Genomic DNA, 15,292 nt, shown 5'->3' with positions numbered 1-15,292 from the left:
TGGGGTTAGACTAAGGAAAAGCGCTGAGTGCCCGCTTTGCGACGTACGGAGGCGAAGGAAGTCTCGCTAGTCGCAGGCACTCGGAGCTAGACAACTTTAAATTTTATACTCTCATACCTTTTCTAAAAGGAGGATATTAAAATGTCAGATTCAAAAACCCCTAATACCCCACCACCTCAGGAGCAAAAACAACAACCCGGAATTGAATCCAACATGTATCCTGAACCAGAATACATACGAAAAAATTATCAAGGCAGTAACAAACTTAAAAATAAAGTAGCGCTAATAACAGGAGGCGATAGCGGAATTGGACGAGCAATATGTGTCCATTTTGCAAAAGAAAGTGCTGATGTTGCTATTGTCTACTTGAAAGAGCATAAAGACGCTGAAGAAACAAAAAAATTAGTGGAGGAAGAAGGGCAGAAGTGCCTTTTAATTTCAGGAGATATTGGCGACCCAGAATTTTGTAAGAAAGCGGTCAAGGAAACAATGGATCATTTTAAGAAACTAGATATTTTAATTAATAATGCTGCTGAACAGCATCCACAAAGTGATATTACAAAAATTTCTCAACAGCAATTAGAACAAACGTTTAAAACAAACGTCTTTGGTACTTTTTATATGACACAAGCAGCTCTTCCCCATTTACAAAAAGGAAGTTCAATTATTAATACTTCATCAATTACTGCTCATGAGGGGAATAAAGATTTAATAGACTACTCAGCTACAAAAGGAGCTATTACTACGGTTACTCGTTCTTTATCAGAATCACTAGTAGGAAAAGGAATAAGAGTAAATGCAGTTGCACCTGGTCCTATTTGGACGCCGTTGATTCCATCTACATTCAATGCTAAAAAAGTGGATACATTTGGTTCTAACACACCGATGAAACGAATGGGCCAGCCTATGGAACTAGCTCCTGCTTATGTTTATTTAGCAAGTGAAGATGCGAGTTATGTATCGGGGCAAGTTATTCACGTTAATGGTGGGACAATTGTTAATGGGTAATAACTTTTCCGTTGTATTTGAAGCGTTAACTGGGCTGTGGCCATACTAAAACCCCATTACCTAAACTCAAATATCTATTCGAGTTTAGGTTTGGTGTAAAAGACACATACTTTTTCTCGCAGACCAGAAGACTGTGACAGCGAAAAATCGCATGCAAAAATGCAAATGATAATGCATTCTCAAGGAGCCAACTGCTCACCACTCCCACCTTAATTTAATTCAATCGAAAAGACATAAACTGCTTCATAGCGATCAATATAATGATTAATAGGTTGTTCGGAGTTTGTAGAGATACTATTTTTATTCGTCTCAATAATAAAAGCTATCGGTGTTTTTTCTCCTATAGTGAGGTTGATTTCTGGAGACACCCCACTGTGTAAACTAGAATTGAATTCACTTTCTCTAACCAGATTAGCTTTTGTTACTGCAGAACCACTATTAGAAAAGAAGGCTGAAGTCCAGTTTTGCTGTTTTTCTGTAACATTATTCTGTAACACAACTACTCTATAGTCATCTTCCTTATCATAATCAGTTATTCTTGTACTACTGTCGACAATTGTCTTAACTAATTCCCCATTTTCATAGTACTCTACTGTTTTATGAAGACTATTAATTGCTTCATTGTTTAACTCAAGGTCGTAAACAAAACTACTATCACTTGAAATATCGACCATGCTTATTTCAAAATCTATTAATTCAGCTTCTTTAGCTACAGCGTCAAATGTTTCTTCTTGCTGCTGGCATGCTGTAAGAATTACTAAAAATACTGCTAGAACTATTAGTTTTCTCAATTAATAAAAACTCCTTTTCTACTCCCAATCCTGTACTGGTACATAACCTGACTTTTCTACTAGCTCCTGTCCTTCACTAGAGAGGATCCAGTCTAAGAAAGGTTCAATATTAGGGTTATCACTACCAGCCGTAACTGCATAGAATTCATATGTTATTGGATATTCCTCCGTACGGATTGTGTCTTTATCAGGATAAACCCCATCGATTGCTAGGTGACGAATAGCATTATTTTCGACCATTTCCATAGAAAAGAAACGGAAAGAATATCCTATCGAATTTTTATAGTTGCGGTAATCTGAAGTCTCTTCAATAATTCCACCCATTCCAGTAACTATATCCTCAGTCGGTGCATCCATGATTGGTGTATCACCCATAAGTTGTTCTAACGCTGTCTGACTACCACTATCATCCGGACGTTGGAAGGCTTGAATTTCTTCATCATTTCCTCCAATTTCTTTCCAGTTGCGAATCTTTCCTGAGTAAATTCCTTTTATCTCATCTAGCTTAACATCTTCAATTGGATTTTTAGAGTTAACAAAAAATACAAATGCTTCTTTCCCAATCGGTGTCATAGTTAGCTCAACACCTTTTCGTTTTGCATCTGCAAGTTGCCTTTCGGATGGCCCTAAAGCAAAAATAATATCTACTTCTCCGTCAAGTAAATTTTTATATGCATTTGGTGTTTTCGTAGAGATAACTTTCCCATATCCAAAATCATAAGGTTGATATTCTCCTTCTGGATAGGTAGCTTCAGTAAATGCAGAATAAATTGGGTATAATGCTGTAGCTCCATCTAGGCGTAGCAAATCCCCTTCCATTCTATAGCTTGCAGAATCATTTAATCTAGCTATTTTATCACTATCAGTGAAAGGTTGATATTCAGTTAGATTTACTTCATGATTATCCATTGTGATTGATCTTTCATATATCTGGAATCCTTCATAAACCCCAACAGAGATAATACTTAATCCTAAAAAGACCAAAAAACTAATCTTCCATACTTTAGATTTTAAAAAACGAAAAATAGCATTACTTATAAAGAATAGAATACCTAGAGTAACAAAAATAAGATATGGCAAGTAAAATTCCGTTTGACCCGTAAACAGAATAATAAATAACAGGATAAATGCACCAGATCCTAAAAGTACACATACAGACAAGAATGCCAGTACTTTTTGGCCAGGATTATCTTTATTAGAACTTGCAATGTAATATATTATAAAAACCACACTAACAAGAGCTAAACCTAGATATAGATACATATGTTATTTCCCCTCCATTCGTTATTTTTGATATAGTGGTGCCTCTCCACCTTGATCATATAATGTTGATGATCCTCTTTTAACAATATATGACAGATACCATGAGCCATTTTCATTGTTGTTCTTCCAGGATTCTGTGAAAGTAACTATATATTCCTCTTTTTTCCATTCTTCTACGGATGTTTCCCTTACAACTTGGTAGTCACCACTTTGACCAGACCAAGTATCAATCTCTTCTGGAAAATTGTCAATTACAGTCCCTTCTCCAGAAGTCGCAAACTCGACAGCATCCTCCTCCGTAAATGGTGGTAATGAAGGAGATAGTATTTGCAATGTCCCCCACATCAGAACATAAATAATAACTGGGGAAGCTATTAAAACTTTTACACCTTTTTGTTGATTAAATCGATAATGGATCCATCGGTCAATCAATGCATATAATATTGCCGCAAACACACCACTAATTAACAAACTCCACATTCCCATAAATAATATGATATTAGCGCTTCCGAATAGTCCATGGAGCAAGACATAAATCGAATTTCGTCCAGGAAACCACTTATTCATCGCAAATTCCAGAATGACTGATACGAAATTTCCATAAATAAGAATTATTGCGCCCACATACATACAGTAAAAAAATGACCACCCAATAAATTGGTTCCCCAGATTATATGGATGCTCTGGTATTCCTACATAAATTACTGACAATATTAAAGAAACAACTAATGTCGTTACAAAGGTTACCATCAATTTTCTTATTATTAACTCTGAAACGTTCATCTTCATTGAACAATCCCCTAATTAAGCATCATCTTTTACCATCATTTTACCATAAGTATTTTATGAAGTATCCATTACTTTTAGAAAAGTTGAAAAGTATTAAACGAAAAATAGAGAAGCTATTAATTTGCTTATAGCTTCTCTACTTGTATTATTAGGGTTTATTTTTCCCCTTCAACTTGCTCTCTTTTCTTTTGCTTTTTAGTCATGTAGATTACAGCAACTACAAATATAATAAATACAGCAACGATTGGTAAAATAAAGGCCCAATTCAAGCCCGTATTTTCCTCAATGAAAAATACTTCAGCTGCTTCTCGATCAATCCCTATTCTATATTCCCCATTATCCAGTTCTCGTACAATATTATCACCTAGTATCCCTCTAAGCTGATATCCCGATTCTAAATCATTAATTGAAACAATACGAGATTCACTATCATTATTTATCGCGATATATATTGTCTCATCTTGATACGTTCTTTTAAATAAACTCATTCCTCTATCCGAATCGACCAGCTCAAAATCTCCAAATTGTAAGACTGGAAATTCTTGTCTTAATGAAGATATTCTAGTATAAAATTCTTTTAGATCTTGTTCACCACTGTTAAAGTCAACCAGTCTTTGGTTCTGAGGAAACTCTCCATACATCGGTATTTCCGAACCCTGGAAAATGACTGGCACACCTGGAGTTGTATACATATATGTCATTACCAGTTGCCAAACCGTTTGAGCATTTCGACCATTTTCCGAAAATACTTGTGTGTAGCGCTTCGTCCATTTATCATCTACATAAAGAATTGAATTTTTATTAGCTGATTCTTCCCATACCTCATAGATATCTGAAACAGGTGTATCTACATTTTTGAACACTTCAGCAATAGCTTCATTTAATTTTTCATTTTCTATAATATCTATATTAGGATTATCATAAATCAAAGCATTATCATCTTCCACTAGATCAGCAATTAAATAAAAATCAGGATACTGTTCTTTTATTTGTGCAGCAAAAGTCTCTAAAAACGAAGGCAACATTTGGTCCGCATGGTGAATTCGGTAACCATCAATATTGGCTTCATTAATCCAAAACTCCGCTACATCTATTAAATAGCTTACAACCTCTTCATTTGCTTGATTTAACTTAACGACATGATCTACCCAAGGCTCGTCGATACTATTAAAATCAATACTATCGTCGATCCACTCGGTCTTCGAGTTATCCTCTACAAATGGATGAGTAGTTGCAATATAATTAGGAACAAATTCTAGTATAACCTTCATTTCACGCTCATGGGCTTCAGAGACCAAGTTTTGCAAGTCTTCCATCGTTCCAAATTGTTCTTCAACTTGATAGAAATCTTCAATCCAATACCCATGATAGCCATTATCCGTGTTTTCCATAATTGGAGATAAAATAATCGTAGTTATCCCAAGTGATTGTATGTCATCTAATTTTTTGGTAATTCCTTCAATATCTCCACCATGATAGGCAAATGGATCATCAATATCTACTTGACTATCCAACTCATAGTTGCCATTATTGTAGCGATCAATCAGCATATCATACATGATTTCCTGGTTAATCACAGATTCCGTTTCTGCCTGTACATTCGGTACGGAATATGTATATATCAAGATCATAATAATTCCTAATAAAAATCCAATCTTTCTCATGCTATACCCCCATGCTTTTTTAATCATTCTTGTACTATTATTACCCTTTCATACTAATAGTCAATGCATTTATAAAGATTGTTGAAAATACTTCATATTTCCAAAGTCAATATAGTAAAAAACAAAAAAACTACCCCTTTTTTCAGGAGTAGTTCCAGAATCAGCTTCCCGTTTCTACTGAATTTAAATTAATACACCATATCCAAGGCGCATAAATCCTAAAATTAATGTTAATAAAACAGCAATTACAAACTGAATCCACCAGCCTTTTGTAGGCTTGTCCTTGGCAGTTTTAACTGCAATCATTTCCATCGCTGCAATTACCCAAATACCTGCAATCCCTTTAACAATAACTTCTCCTAAAGTGCCACCTGTAGCATTTCCAAGGTATCCTCCAAGTAAGTGCCCTCCAGAGTATAAAATTAATAAATAATCAAGACGTAAAATCATTTGAACGATTTTACCAGCTTTTGCATTTCCTTTTTTATGTAAAATTACAGCAACAGCAAATAACACAAAAGCCAACACCCATGATGTAATATGAAGATGTGTATTCATTGTAATTCCTCCTAAAATGTAACTAAAATCATAACATATACCACATCATACCACGTAAAACAAAAAAATACACATAATTAAGCGACACCACACCCTAACAAATTTCTTAAAAACTGTTATAATAACGGTAACGAATTATTTATATTAATTGGTATGAATTATACTTCAATATTTGGAGGGATTTTATGGTACATAGTCAACAAATTATTGATCAAACAGAAACATTCGGAGCGAAGAATTACCATCCACTACCAGTGGTTGTAAAAAAAGCAGAAGGTGTTTGGGTTGAGGACCCTGAAGGAAATCGCTATATGGATATGCTTAGTGCGTACTCAGCAGTTAACCAAGGTCACCGTCACCCTAAAATAATTGATGCCTTAAAACAACAGGCTGATAATGTAACGTTAACTTCTCGTGCCTTTCATAACGACCAATTAGGTCCATGGTATGAAAAGATTTGCCAGATTACCAACAAAGAGATGGCTCTTCCGATGAACACTGGAGCTGAAGCTGTAGAAACAGCAATTAAAGCTGCACGTCGGTGGGCTTACGATGTAAAAGGCGTTCCTGAGAACAAAGCAGAAATAATTGCATGTGAAGGGAACTTTCATGGTCGTACAATGACGGCAGTTTCCTTATCGTCTGAAGCAGAATACCAGCGTGGATTCGGTCCAATGCTACCTGGGATTAAATTAATTCCATATGGTGATGTGGAAGCGCTTAAAGCCGCAATCAACGAGAATACGGCGGGATTCTTATTTGAACCAATTCAAGGGGAAGCAGGAATCGTCATCCCACCAGAAGGGTTTTTAAAAGAAGCTTACGATGTATGTAAGGAAAATAATGTCCTTTACATTGCTGATGAAATTCAAGCAGGATTAGCCCGTACTGGAAAAATGTTTGCATGTGACTGGGAAGATGTAACACCTGATATGCTTATTCTAGGAAAGGCACTTGGAGGAGGCGTTATGCCAATTTCATGTGTTGTTGCTAATAAAGATGTTTTAGGTGTATTCAATCCTGGATCTCACGGTTCAACATTTGGAGGAAACCCACTAGCTTGTGCTGTTTCGATTGCTTCTTTAGATGTTCTTGTCGATGAAAAACTGGCTGACCGTTCATTAGAACTAGGAAATTACATGATGGATGAACTAAGCAAAATTGATAATCCAAAAATTAAAGAGATTCGTGGAAGAGGACTATTTATTGGTGTAGAATTAACAGAATCTGCCCGTCCTTACTGTGAAGCATTAAAAGAAAAAGGATTATTATGTAAAGAAACACATGAGAATGTCATCCGATTTGCTCCTCCATTAATCATTGAAAAAGAAGATTTAGATTGGGCATTAAGCCATATTAAAGACGTTTTAAAAGGGTAATAGAAAACACACGAGTTTCTTATTGAAGCTCGTGTGTTTGTTTATTGAACCCTCTAGTTTTCAATATTTATAATCCGTTTTTGCCCCCATGGTGCAATTTTCACGGTAACTATCCATTGTTTTTCAGCGTCTAGGTATCTATAATCTTCACCGTTTCGAATATCTTCAATGCCGTAGTCCACATAGTACTTCTTGATATGATCGGCAGAATATCGATACCTTGCCTTTAACACGACTTGACCGGAATCCTCTTCTAATTTTTTATCAGATGCCCTTACAACATGATAGATTCCATCATCCCCTTCTTCTAGAAGTACATATACTTTCTCCTTATAATGAATGGAATCTGGAGCCTCCCATTTATCTTCATCGATCGCATTAATTTCATAGTCAACATGCATGTTCCCATACTCATAGTACGGCACATATTTACCTAGTTCGGGCTTCTCTCTAAGTAGTTTAATCTCCATTCCAAAATCCTCAACTAAATAATATTGCCAACCAATTACCCCAACGACGACAACCTGGATTACAAGAATGCTATAAAAAAGGATTCGTTTCATCATTCCTCTCCCCCTTTATTCGTCTCCAACATCGAACGTCTTTGTCTTTCGAGGAAGAAGCTTAAAATGAATAACAATAATCCGCCTACAAGGAAGAATAATGATTTATTCATGGCATCCCATGCAAATTGAATGTAAGCTGTAAATGTCGTTAATAAAAAGGCAACTGTACCGAGCAATACTTTTTCATTATCCTCTTTACGATATCCAATAAGTAGCCACAACAAAGAGAATAAAAACATACTAATTAAGCTTACAAGTGAAGAAAAAGGCAAATAAAATATTGGCAAGAATAAGAGTAAATCAATTGTCTCTATTGTGTTCTTCGTACGAATTTTGATAATCAATCCAGCTACGATTAATACTCCCCAAAGGATAATAAAGCTAAGTTGGTGTTCAATGTTTCCATGCCAAAATTCCTCTTGCAAGAAAAAGGTCTCATACATACTAAATATAAAAATGCTAATTAAACTTGTATACTTCAGTGAAATTTTTAAAGACTCTTTTGGTAACAAACCAGCTACTAGATAAAAAATTAAAAAGTAAAGCACAAGCCAATAGTATTCCTGCTGATTAGCCATCACTAGTACAATCATCTGTAAGGAAATACTTATTCCAAACAAATAGCCAAACAAATAATTAGCATGATGATACACAAAGTGAAGATACCCTACCAACAATACAATCCATATAATCCAGTTAAATGAACCAAACTCTAATCCATTATAAAATTGTCCCACTGTTGTAACGATCATACCTAACACGAATATTAATTTGTGTTCATAAACAAAATAAAGAGCCAATCCAACAAGTGACCATATGATAAATGGCCAAGCACTATAAATCTCAACAGAATAAATTGAAATCGTTAATAACATGCCAGCACCAAACACGATATAACCCAATATAATAAAACTAATCCCCATTAATTCCGAACGCTTTCGGTGCAGAAAATCACCAACCATATATAACCCAATAAAAGCACCTATAATAACTAGTACACGTGAGAAATGAGGAACTCTAGCCCAATCTGACATAATAAAAGTTAGGATTCCTATCCCTGTCAACAAAACAGCAAATAAGATAATAATATAATTAGCATCTTTTTTCTTATATAGTCCGAGGATTTGTTCAAGTTGATCATCCGTTATAATATCTTTTGCGACCCACTTTTTGCCTTCTTCGGACAGTTTATTCTTATTCATACGTAATCCTCCGTTCCTTTTCCATACCACTAAAATACCATACTTTCTTATATCTTTTTCAACAATTCACAAATTTTACATAAACTATGATGAGGAGGGTGCAAATGCCAGCAAAAGTAGGAGCAGTAAAAGTGATAAGTGTATCCGCATCCAGTATTTTCAATATTGGTGACGTCTATTCAATGAATCCAGAAAGTAGTGCAAAAACCTATGCTGGTGGTGGTTCCTTCAATACGGGGGATAAAATTCACATTGAATTAGACCATTCCCACACATTTGTTCATGATGCAGATAAAATAGATCAACCACTTACCTAATGAGGTGATAAAACGTGAATATCACGGTAAATCAAACAATAGCCATTCATATGTTAAAAGTCGGCTCCATTACAAACTCTTCTGTTCTTCAGATTGGTACAACTGGAAGTATTCAAGCTCATACAGAATTGCAAAATACTGGTGGTTTTACAGAAACAGCCCAAGAGGCCGAAGCCATTGGTGCAGAAGTTCCACCTGTAATTACATTAACACAGCCATTACGTTAACACCTTCATTCTTCCTGCATACAATAGATTAGGTATTCGCCCATGTAAAGGAGCCATTTTATATGAGTATGTATGATTGGAATAATTATTTATACGAACTCAATCAATCGAATCAGTACCTATTACAAAAGATACAAGAATTAGAGAATCGTATAAACGAAATGGAAGAAAAATTGGAGGAAAATAAGTCAACGAATATCGAAAAAATAGAATACAAGTTTGACCAGTTAAAAGTGGAGCATTTAGAAGGCACTCTTCATGTGGGACTTTCACCAAGTGATTTAGCAAATATAGAGGATTTAGGATTAGGACAACAAAATAGCGCCTTTTCAAACCCTATTCACAAAATTCCACCAGTCCCTCCGGCTGCTGGAAGACACCCTTCGTTAATCAATCGGTTGAACAAATATTTACACGAAGATGGACCGAAGCTCATACAAAACCTAGCAAAAAAGAATAACCACCCGGTTGATTCTGATTTTGAGAAATTATTAATACAAGATATGGAAAAACAACTTCCTCAAAGAATACAATTTTATGAAACACGTGCTCATGATCAAAAGATTCCTAATAATAATGTTCCAAATTATATCTTTGAACACATACAAAAGGAAGTTACCCACTCTATTGAAACGTATATGAAAAATAATAATGGTGGAGAAGGTGATCATCAATGAATTTAGAAGTTCACAACTGGGGATTAAATGTCGAAAATGTACAAATAGATGCAATCGGCTCCTCATCCATTTTTTTGATTGGTGACAATGAAGAAATTAAACTTTCATCATTTTATGATACACCTCCTGAATCTTATACTGTTGGTAATCTAATTCCATTAGCTCCACCAGTTGCATAGAAAGTAGGTAGATTAAATGAAGAAAAGGCTAGCAAATGTGGATCGATTTCGCCTTAATTCTCTTGCGTTTTCTTCCATAATAAATATTGGTGATACAGCAATAGCAACCCCTACAAATCGAGCGATTGCAATGCAAAAAGAAGGAGCTCTTTTTAACAGTAAAGATGATTTACAATTTGATGACTATCGTATTTTTAAATTACAACCAAAATGGATAAATGAGCCCTCTTCTGTTAATCTACAAAATTACCACCATAACCGAGATATTAATGTTCAAAATGTGTCGGTAATAGCTGCTAGTCAATCATCGATCGTTCAAATTGGTAGTATTGGAAAAATTGATGCGGATGCACGAATTAAACATTTTCGATGGATTCAAGAAGAGGAGTAATGTTCACACACAAGTTACGTGGTTCATTCATATTGTATTATATACTAATTAATAGTAGGTGTTTTCATATGCCATCCATTGTTGGACCAATTAAAATAAATAGTGTTGGAGGCGGCGTTGTCAACTTTGGGGATGCATTCTATTTATCTCCAAAAAGTACGTCAAAAACAAATGCAGGTTCTGGAGCACTAAATACAGGTGATTTTATTAATACGAATTCTGGAATCAATTCCACAAATCCATTTGATCCAGATATAAGTGACCAGAACATGACAGGAAATGCATAGCCTAGAACGTTAAGAGCTAGAAATCTTTGAATTTAAAACTAATATTTAAAAAAGAGTGCCCCATTAAATTGGACCACTCTTTTTTTGTTGTATTATTCATAATCTGCCGGATTAATAAAAATTAATTGAACGAGATAAACCAGTATAGCTATAGCAATCGTTAAGAAGCCCCAACCTAGTGTAACCTGTTCACTTTGGATATAGTTATTACACAATTGACCAGGTGCAGCAATATATAGAATTCCTAATCCTGTAAATTGAAGGAAGAAAAATATTAACACACCATTTTGCCAGCGATTAGATATTTTTTTCCAACTATCCCTTAATGGAACCCCAACTAAGAATGCTAAACTAATAAATTTAAATAATTCTACTGCAGGATACGTTAAAGCATCATCCATCGCCCTTGGTATAGACCAGTAAGACATAACAATAATAAAAAGTAACATCCCTGGTATTCCAGTTTGATTCCATTTACTAAAAAAGTTGGGAAATCTCTTCGTAAAAAATGGTGCCATTAAAAATCCTGCGATAACAATCATTGGCATTTGCATATGCATGTGCAAAATCATAATGGATTCCATTATCTCAGCCACTGGGGGAATCATCATAAATAGTAAGGTAATTAATCCAATTATTGGTTGTGTCATCATTTATTCCCCCGCTTCTTTTTCAAGAATACGATTCACTTTATCTGCAGCTTCATCAATATTTTTATAATCCATGACATCTTCTAAATACCCTTCACGATCAACTAAATAAAATGCCGAGTTATGTGCGAAGTTCCCATATTCATCAGGAATGACGATGACACCAAACTCTTCTAATAATTCATCTAGTTGCTCTTGGTCATTGATTCTTGCCATTCGCCACGTTTCCCCATCACTTTCGAAGTACCCTCTATATTTAGTCAATGTAGCTGGATCATCGCGTTCTGGATCAAAACTAATACTTAAGAATACAATATCTTCCCCAATATATTTTTCAGGTATTTGTTTATAAACCCCTAACATATTCATTTCTAGTTCTGGGCAAACATCTGTGCAGGCAGTATACATAAAAGTAATAAATATATACTTTCCTTCAAATTCAGAAATTGGATATGTTCGTTCATTACTATCTTCAAGTATTACTTCTGGAAATTTTGGTTTTTCTTCTATCAATTTATTTGTTCTTGCTGATTCAGCAGTAAAAGCCTGAAATCCATCCGTACCAAAGAAAAATAGACTGAAACCAAAGAGGATAACGAAAATAATTGCTATTGTATTATGTTTATTTTTGATCACGGATATCACGTCCTAACATACATTTGACTTTGTTCTTAGAAAGTACAGTTAATTAAAAGAGATAGCTCATTCGTTGGAGCTATCTCTTTGTTAACATGACAGTAGAGTCCGGGTTATAGCCCTAGTATATTACTCACTGCTATTTATTTTTCAAAATTACCACGTTCTCCAAGGAATTGATCCTGGGTCACCGATGAAGTCTACTAATGGAATTACATATGCCATTGCAACTACAACAAGCATAATTAGGATGATACGGCTCCAACGTTCAGTCCAGAATGGTGTTTTACTTGCATTCTCTTCTTCTTCAGCGATTGGGAATTCTTCTTCCCCTTTAGGTGCAAGGAACATTAAGTGGAACGCATTGTATGCTTGCATTGTTACCGCTACGATTAAGAATGTACCACCAACTGCTAGGAAGATAAGATATGGGTCCCATCCTAGAGCTGTTGCGTTATCACCATAAGTTGTATATGATGTTCTTCTTGGTGATCCTAATAATCCTACTAAGTGCATTGCTATTGACATCGTGGACATACCGATTGTCCAGATAATTGTTGTAATGACACCAACTTTGTTCATTTTCTTCGTTAGAACTCTTCCAGAGATATGTGGAATTAACCAGTAACTGATTCCAAAGAATGTTAATGCTACTGACATCCCTAATGTTAAGTGGAAGTGCCCTACAACCCATAATGAGTTATGAATTACTTGGTCTAACTGGTATGTTGTTTGAACGATACCACCAGCACCGGCTGGGATAAATGCTGCCATCGCGATAAATGGTGCAAGGAAACGAACATCTCCCCAAGGTAGCTTCTTGAAGAATCCGAATAATCCTTTTGCTCCTTTGGCACGACCTGTTCTTTCAAATACTGCAAACATTGCATATGCAGTCATTAATGATGGGAACCCGATTGATAAACTCATGAATACGTGCATGAATTTAACTGGTTCAGAAATTGCTGGGTCAACGATTTGGTGGTGGAATCCACCTGTAATGTTTAGAATTACTAATACCATAACTACTACACGAGTTAATACGTCACTGAAGCGACGACCACCGATAACTTTTGGTACGATTACATACCATGCAGATACTGCTGTTAAATACCAAATGTTAACTAATGTATGACCAAACGCCCAGAATAGCGTCCGTGCTAACATTGAGTTAAGTGTTTCAATCCATCCTAGTGTCCAAGGAATAATCATAAATACTTCAATTGCTACTGGTAACGTACCAAAGAATAATAGTACGAATACACCTGTTGCGAAATATGAAAGAATTGGAAGGTGTTGCCCTTTATGGTTCTTTCTCCAGTTAGCAACTTGGATAAATGCTCCGAAAGCTGCCATCCATACACCTAATACGATAAATACTAATCCTACATAATACCATGTTGATGCTGCCATTGGTGGATAGAAAGTATACATTACATTTGCATCACCCATAATTAATGGGATAACTGCGATAACAAAACCGACAATCTTCATTGAGAAGCCGATCCATACCATCTTTCTAACCTTAGGTAGTAATCCACCTAGTGTATTGGACATTGCTGCATAGAAATATCCAATTGTAAAGAATGATGAAAATACTAATACTAGTAATAGTCCGTGTGCTGTTAAAACTTGATAGTAGTCTAACCAGGATGGTAATTCAAATACTCCTGCACGGTTTAATCCTTGGATTAATCCTAAATAACCACCGATTAATAATGCTAGAAATGTTACTATAAAATATGATTTCGTTATTTTAGCATCTAGAGGATTTACCCCCAATGCGTTATTTGCTTTCTCTTTAATTGTTTGTGCTAAAGCCATCTAATTTCCCTCCCTTATTCAATCGTAATTGTGCTTGCCATTAATTGGTGACCTGAGCCACAATACTCGTTACATAAAATTAAGTACTCACCTGGTGAATCAAAGGTTTGTGTAACTTTTTGAACATATCCAGGCATTACCATCGTATTAACGTTTGTACCTGCTATTTGGAATCCATGTACCACGTCTTTAGATGTCATTGTAAAAGTAACTGTTGATCCTGCCGGAAATACTAGTTCATCTCCTCCAGCATTGAAACTAAATACTTGACCAATCATAACTACTTCATATTCATTTTCTCCAGTTTGGTAAACTCCTGGTTCATTAAATGGAGCAGTTTCATCCACTTTTTGTGGATCGATTGTTTCCTTGTGACTTGGTGGTCCCAATTCTAATGCGAATGCTTGGTACCCTGCTAAAACTAAAAATCCAATAATCATTAAACTACTTAATGTTAGCCATATTTTTTCATGACGATGCATTTTCCTCTTCCTCCCTTTTAAAGGTCAATTCTAACCATAAATAACCAATAGATTGCTATATACAATGCAAAGATAAAACCTCCGACAAATATCAATGACGAAGCTAATGCTCCTTTTGCAGAATGTTCTTCTACTTGTTCTTCTTCACGGTTAACTTTTTTATTTTCCATTTGTTTAACCCCCTTAATGATTTCTTAACTACATAATAATTGAGAATGAATTTCAGTCCTGTGATACAAATCACATTATAGTGTGATATTTGATACACTTTGTGTCATTTTTGACAAATTGTTGAACAAATAAGAAAAGCGCAAGCGCCTTGGTCACCCCCGACAAGCTTAAGTCGAGCCTCGGCGTGGCGTTCTTTGCCACAGAGAGGATTGACTTAAGACCTCGAGGGGG

The 15,292-nt window shown here is 35.4% G+C and carries 20 protein-coding genes; 8 read left to right on the top strand and 12 right to left on the bottom strand.

The window, feature by feature from the left end; genetic code table 11:
* Positions 1-141 precede the first annotated feature (141 nt).
* Positions 142-1,008, top strand: coding sequence for an SDR family oxidoreductase (locus tag BUB12_RS09755; protein WP_072890467.1), 867 nt, complete (start codon positions 142-144; stop codon positions 1,006-1,008).
* 209 nt (positions 1,009-1,217) lie between these two features.
* Here BUB12_RS09755 and BUB12_RS09750 read toward each other — a convergent pair whose 3' ends face one another.
* The 5 genes from BUB12_RS09750 to BUB12_RS09730 all read right to left on the bottom strand — a co-directional run bounded on the left by BUB12_RS09750 (position 1,218) and on the right by BUB12_RS09730 (position 6,073).
* Positions 1,218-1,799 carry a membrane lipoprotein lipid attachment site-containing protein gene (locus BUB12_RS09750; RefSeq protein ID WP_072890464.1) on the bottom strand — a complete coding sequence of 194 codons (582 nt, stop codon included), beginning with the start codon at positions 1,797-1,799 and terminating at the stop codon, positions 1,218-1,220.
* 18 nt (positions 1,800-1,817) lie between these two features.
* A complete protein-coding gene (locus tag BUB12_RS09745) occupies positions 1,818-3,062 on the bottom strand; it encodes a PstS family phosphate ABC transporter substrate-binding protein (RefSeq protein WP_084063293.1) in 1,245 nt (414 codons plus the stop codon).
* A 21-nt stretch (positions 3,063-3,083) separates the two neighbouring features.
* Entirely contained in the window at positions 3,084-3,851 is a 768-nt protein-coding gene (locus BUB12_RS09740; RefSeq protein ID WP_072890461.1) for a hypothetical protein, read from the bottom strand.
* 155 nt (positions 3,852-4,006) lie between these two features.
* Positions 4,007-5,515: an alpha-amylase family glycosyl hydrolase gene (locus BUB12_RS09735; protein WP_072890460.1), complete on the bottom strand. Its 1,509-nt coding sequence runs from the start codon at positions 5,513-5,515 to the stop codon at positions 4,007-4,009.
* Positions 5,516-5,698: 183 nt separating this feature from the next.
* A complete protein-coding gene (locus BUB12_RS09730; RefSeq protein ID WP_072890457.1) occupies positions 5,699-6,073 on the bottom strand; it encodes a YisL family protein in 375 nt (124 codons plus the stop codon).
* A 185-nt stretch (positions 6,074-6,258) separates the two neighbouring features.
* On the opposite strand from BUB12_RS09730, the gene BUB12_RS09725 reads away from it, so the two are divergent.
* Entirely contained in the window at positions 6,259-7,452 is a 1,194-nt protein-coding gene (locus BUB12_RS09725) for an ornithine--oxo-acid transaminase (protein WP_072890454.1), read from the top strand.
* A gap of 53 nt (positions 7,453-7,505) precedes the next feature.
* Here the strand turns inward: BUB12_RS09725 and BUB12_RS09720 are convergent, their stop codons facing one another.
* Both BUB12_RS09720 and BUB12_RS09715 read right to left on the bottom strand, forming a co-directional pair.
* Entirely contained in the window at positions 7,506-8,018 is a 513-nt protein-coding gene (locus BUB12_RS09720) for a GDYXXLXY domain-containing protein (protein ID WP_072890453.1), read from the bottom strand.
* The gene (locus tag BUB12_RS09715) at positions 8,015-9,220 is read right to left on the bottom strand and encodes a DUF2157 domain-containing protein (protein WP_072890451.1); all 1,206 of its coding nucleotides are present in this window, start codon (positions 9,218-9,220) and stop codon (positions 8,015-8,017) included. The genes BUB12_RS09720 and BUB12_RS09715 overlap by 4 nt, the downstream gene beginning before the upstream one ends.
* 104 nt (positions 9,221-9,324) lie before the next feature.
* Here BUB12_RS09715 and BUB12_RS09710 point away from each other — a divergent pair, with 104 nt between their 5' ends.
* The 6 genes from BUB12_RS09710 (at position 9,325) to BUB12_RS09685 (ending at position 11,298) form a co-directional block, all read left to right on the top strand.
* The gene (locus BUB12_RS09710) at positions 9,325-9,537 is read left to right on the top strand and encodes a spore germination protein (protein WP_072890450.1); all 213 of its coding nucleotides are present in this window, start codon (positions 9,325-9,327) and stop codon (positions 9,535-9,537) included.
* Between the two features lie 14 nt (positions 9,538-9,551).
* Positions 9,552-9,764 carry a spore germination protein GerPB gene (locus BUB12_RS09705; RefSeq protein WP_072890447.1) on the top strand — a complete coding sequence of 71 codons (213 nt, stop codon included), beginning with the start codon at positions 9,552-9,554 and terminating at the stop codon, positions 9,762-9,764.
* A gap of 62 nt (positions 9,765-9,826) precedes the next feature.
* Positions 9,827-10,441: a spore germination protein GerPC gene (gerPC, locus tag BUB12_RS09700; protein WP_072890446.1), complete on the top strand. Its 615-nt coding sequence runs from the start codon at positions 9,827-9,829 to the stop codon at positions 10,439-10,441.
* Positions 10,438-10,620: a spore gernimation protein GerPD gene (locus BUB12_RS09695; protein WP_072890443.1), complete on the top strand. Its 183-nt coding sequence runs from the start codon at positions 10,438-10,440 to the stop codon at positions 10,618-10,620. Before gerPC ends, BUB12_RS09695 begins: the two co-directional genes overlap by 4 nt.
* Positions 10,621-10,636: 16 nt before the next feature.
* Complete coding sequence (locus BUB12_RS09690; protein WP_072890441.1) at positions 10,637-11,011, top strand: spore germination protein GerPE; 375 nt, start codon at positions 10,637-10,639, stop codon at positions 11,009-11,011.
* Between the two features lie 68 nt (positions 11,012-11,079).
* Positions 11,080-11,298: a spore germination protein gene (locus BUB12_RS09685; protein WP_072890440.1), complete on the top strand. Its 219-nt coding sequence runs from the start codon at positions 11,080-11,082 to the stop codon at positions 11,296-11,298.
* Positions 11,299-11,390: 92 nt separating this feature from the next.
* On the opposite strand, the gene BUB12_RS09680 is transcribed toward BUB12_RS09685, so the two are convergent.
* The 5 genes from BUB12_RS09680 to BUB12_RS17675 form a co-directional block, all read right to left on the bottom strand.
* The gene (locus BUB12_RS09680) at positions 11,391-11,948 is read right to left on the bottom strand and encodes a hypothetical protein (RefSeq protein ID WP_200801049.1); all 558 of its coding nucleotides are present in this window, start codon (positions 11,946-11,948) and stop codon (positions 11,391-11,393) included.
* 3 nt (positions 11,949-11,951) lie between these two features.
* Positions 11,952-12,584, bottom strand: coding sequence for an SCO family protein (locus BUB12_RS09675; protein ID WP_072890436.1), 633 nt, complete (start codon positions 12,582-12,584; stop codon positions 11,952-11,954).
* 156 nt (positions 12,585-12,740) lie between these two features.
* On the bottom strand, positions 12,741-14,408 hold the full coding sequence (locus BUB12_RS09670) for a cbb3-type cytochrome c oxidase subunit I (protein ID WP_072890434.1): 1,668 nt from the start codon (positions 14,406-14,408) through the stop codon (positions 12,741-12,743).
* 14 nt (positions 14,409-14,422) lie between these two features.
* Positions 14,423-14,890, bottom strand: coding sequence for a cytochrome c oxidase subunit II (locus tag BUB12_RS09665; protein WP_072890433.1), 468 nt, complete (start codon positions 14,888-14,890; stop codon positions 14,423-14,425).
* 17 nt (positions 14,891-14,907) lie between these two features.
* Positions 14,908-15,060 carry a hypothetical protein gene (locus BUB12_RS17675; protein ID WP_159431565.1) on the bottom strand — a complete coding sequence of 51 codons (153 nt, stop codon included), beginning with the start codon at positions 15,058-15,060 and terminating at the stop codon, positions 14,908-14,910.
* Positions 15,061-15,292 lie beyond the last annotated feature (232 nt).

It is taken from the genome of Ornithinibacillus halophilus (assembly GCF_900129485.1).
In the GTDB taxonomy this organism is placed as follows: Bacteria; Bacillota; Bacilli; order Bacillales; family Amphibacillaceae; genus Ornithinibacillus; species Ornithinibacillus halophilus.
This window is presented reverse-complemented; position numbering and strand designations above follow the sequence as displayed.

Excerpts from the sequence above, each read along its gene's own strand:
- BUB12_RS09740 (WP_072890461.1), bottom strand. The coding sequence starts at position 3,851 with ATGAAGATGAACGTTTCAGAGTTAATAATAAGAAAATTGATGGTAACC.
- BUB12_RS09730 (WP_072890457.1), bottom strand. The coding sequence starts at position 6,073 with ATGAATACACATCTTCATATTACATCATGGGTGTTGGCTTTTGTGTTA.
- BUB12_RS09685 (WP_072890440.1), top strand. The coding sequence starts at position 11,080 with ATGCCATCCATTGTTGGACCAATTAAAATAAATAGTGTTGGAGGCGGC.
- BUB12_RS09745 (WP_084063293.1), bottom strand. The coding sequence starts at position 3,062 with ATGTATCTATATCTAGGTTTAGCTCTTGTTAGTGTGGTTTTTATAATA.
- BUB12_RS17675 (WP_159431565.1), bottom strand. The coding sequence starts at position 15,060 with ATGGAAAATAAAAAAGTTAACCGTGAAGAAGAACAAGTAGAAGAACAT.
- BUB12_RS09690 (WP_072890441.1), top strand. The coding sequence starts at position 10,637 with ATGAAGAAAAGGCTAGCAAATGTGGATCGATTTCGCCTTAATTCTCTT.
- BUB12_RS09735 (WP_072890460.1), bottom strand. The coding sequence starts at position 5,515 with ATGAGAAAGATTGGATTTTTATTAGGAATTATTATGATCTTGATATAT.
- BUB12_RS09710 (WP_072890450.1), top strand. The coding sequence starts at position 9,325 with ATGCCAGCAAAAGTAGGAGCAGTAAAAGTGATAAGTGTATCCGCATCC.
- BUB12_RS09720 (WP_072890453.1), bottom strand. The coding sequence starts at position 8,018 with ATGATGAAACGAATCCTTTTTTATAGCATTCTTGTAATCCAGGTTGTC.
- BUB12_RS09665 (WP_072890433.1), bottom strand. The coding sequence starts at position 14,890 with ATGCATCGTCATGAAAAAATATGGCTAACATTAAGTAGTTTAATGATT.
- BUB12_RS09755 (WP_072890467.1), top strand. The coding sequence starts at position 142 with ATGTCAGATTCAAAAACCCCTAATACCCCACCACCTCAGGAGCAAAAA.
- BUB12_RS09715 (WP_072890451.1), bottom strand. The coding sequence starts at position 9,220 with ATGAATAAGAATAAACTGTCCGAAGAAGGCAAAAAGTGGGTCGCAAAA.
- BUB12_RS09695 (WP_072890443.1), top strand. The coding sequence starts at position 10,438 with ATGAATTTAGAAGTTCACAACTGGGGATTAAATGTCGAAAATGTACAA.
- gerPC (WP_072890446.1), top strand. The coding sequence starts at position 9,827 with ATGAGTATGTATGATTGGAATAATTATTTATACGAACTCAATCAATCG.
- BUB12_RS09670 (WP_072890434.1), bottom strand. The coding sequence starts at position 14,408 with ATGGCTTTAGCACAAACAATTAAAGAGAAAGCAAATAACGCATTGGGG.
- BUB12_RS09725 (WP_072890454.1), top strand. The coding sequence starts at position 6,259 with ATGGTACATAGTCAACAAATTATTGATCAAACAGAAACATTCGGAGCG.
- BUB12_RS09680 (WP_200801049.1), bottom strand. The coding sequence starts at position 11,948 with ATGACACAACCAATAATTGGATTAATTACCTTACTATTTATGATGATT.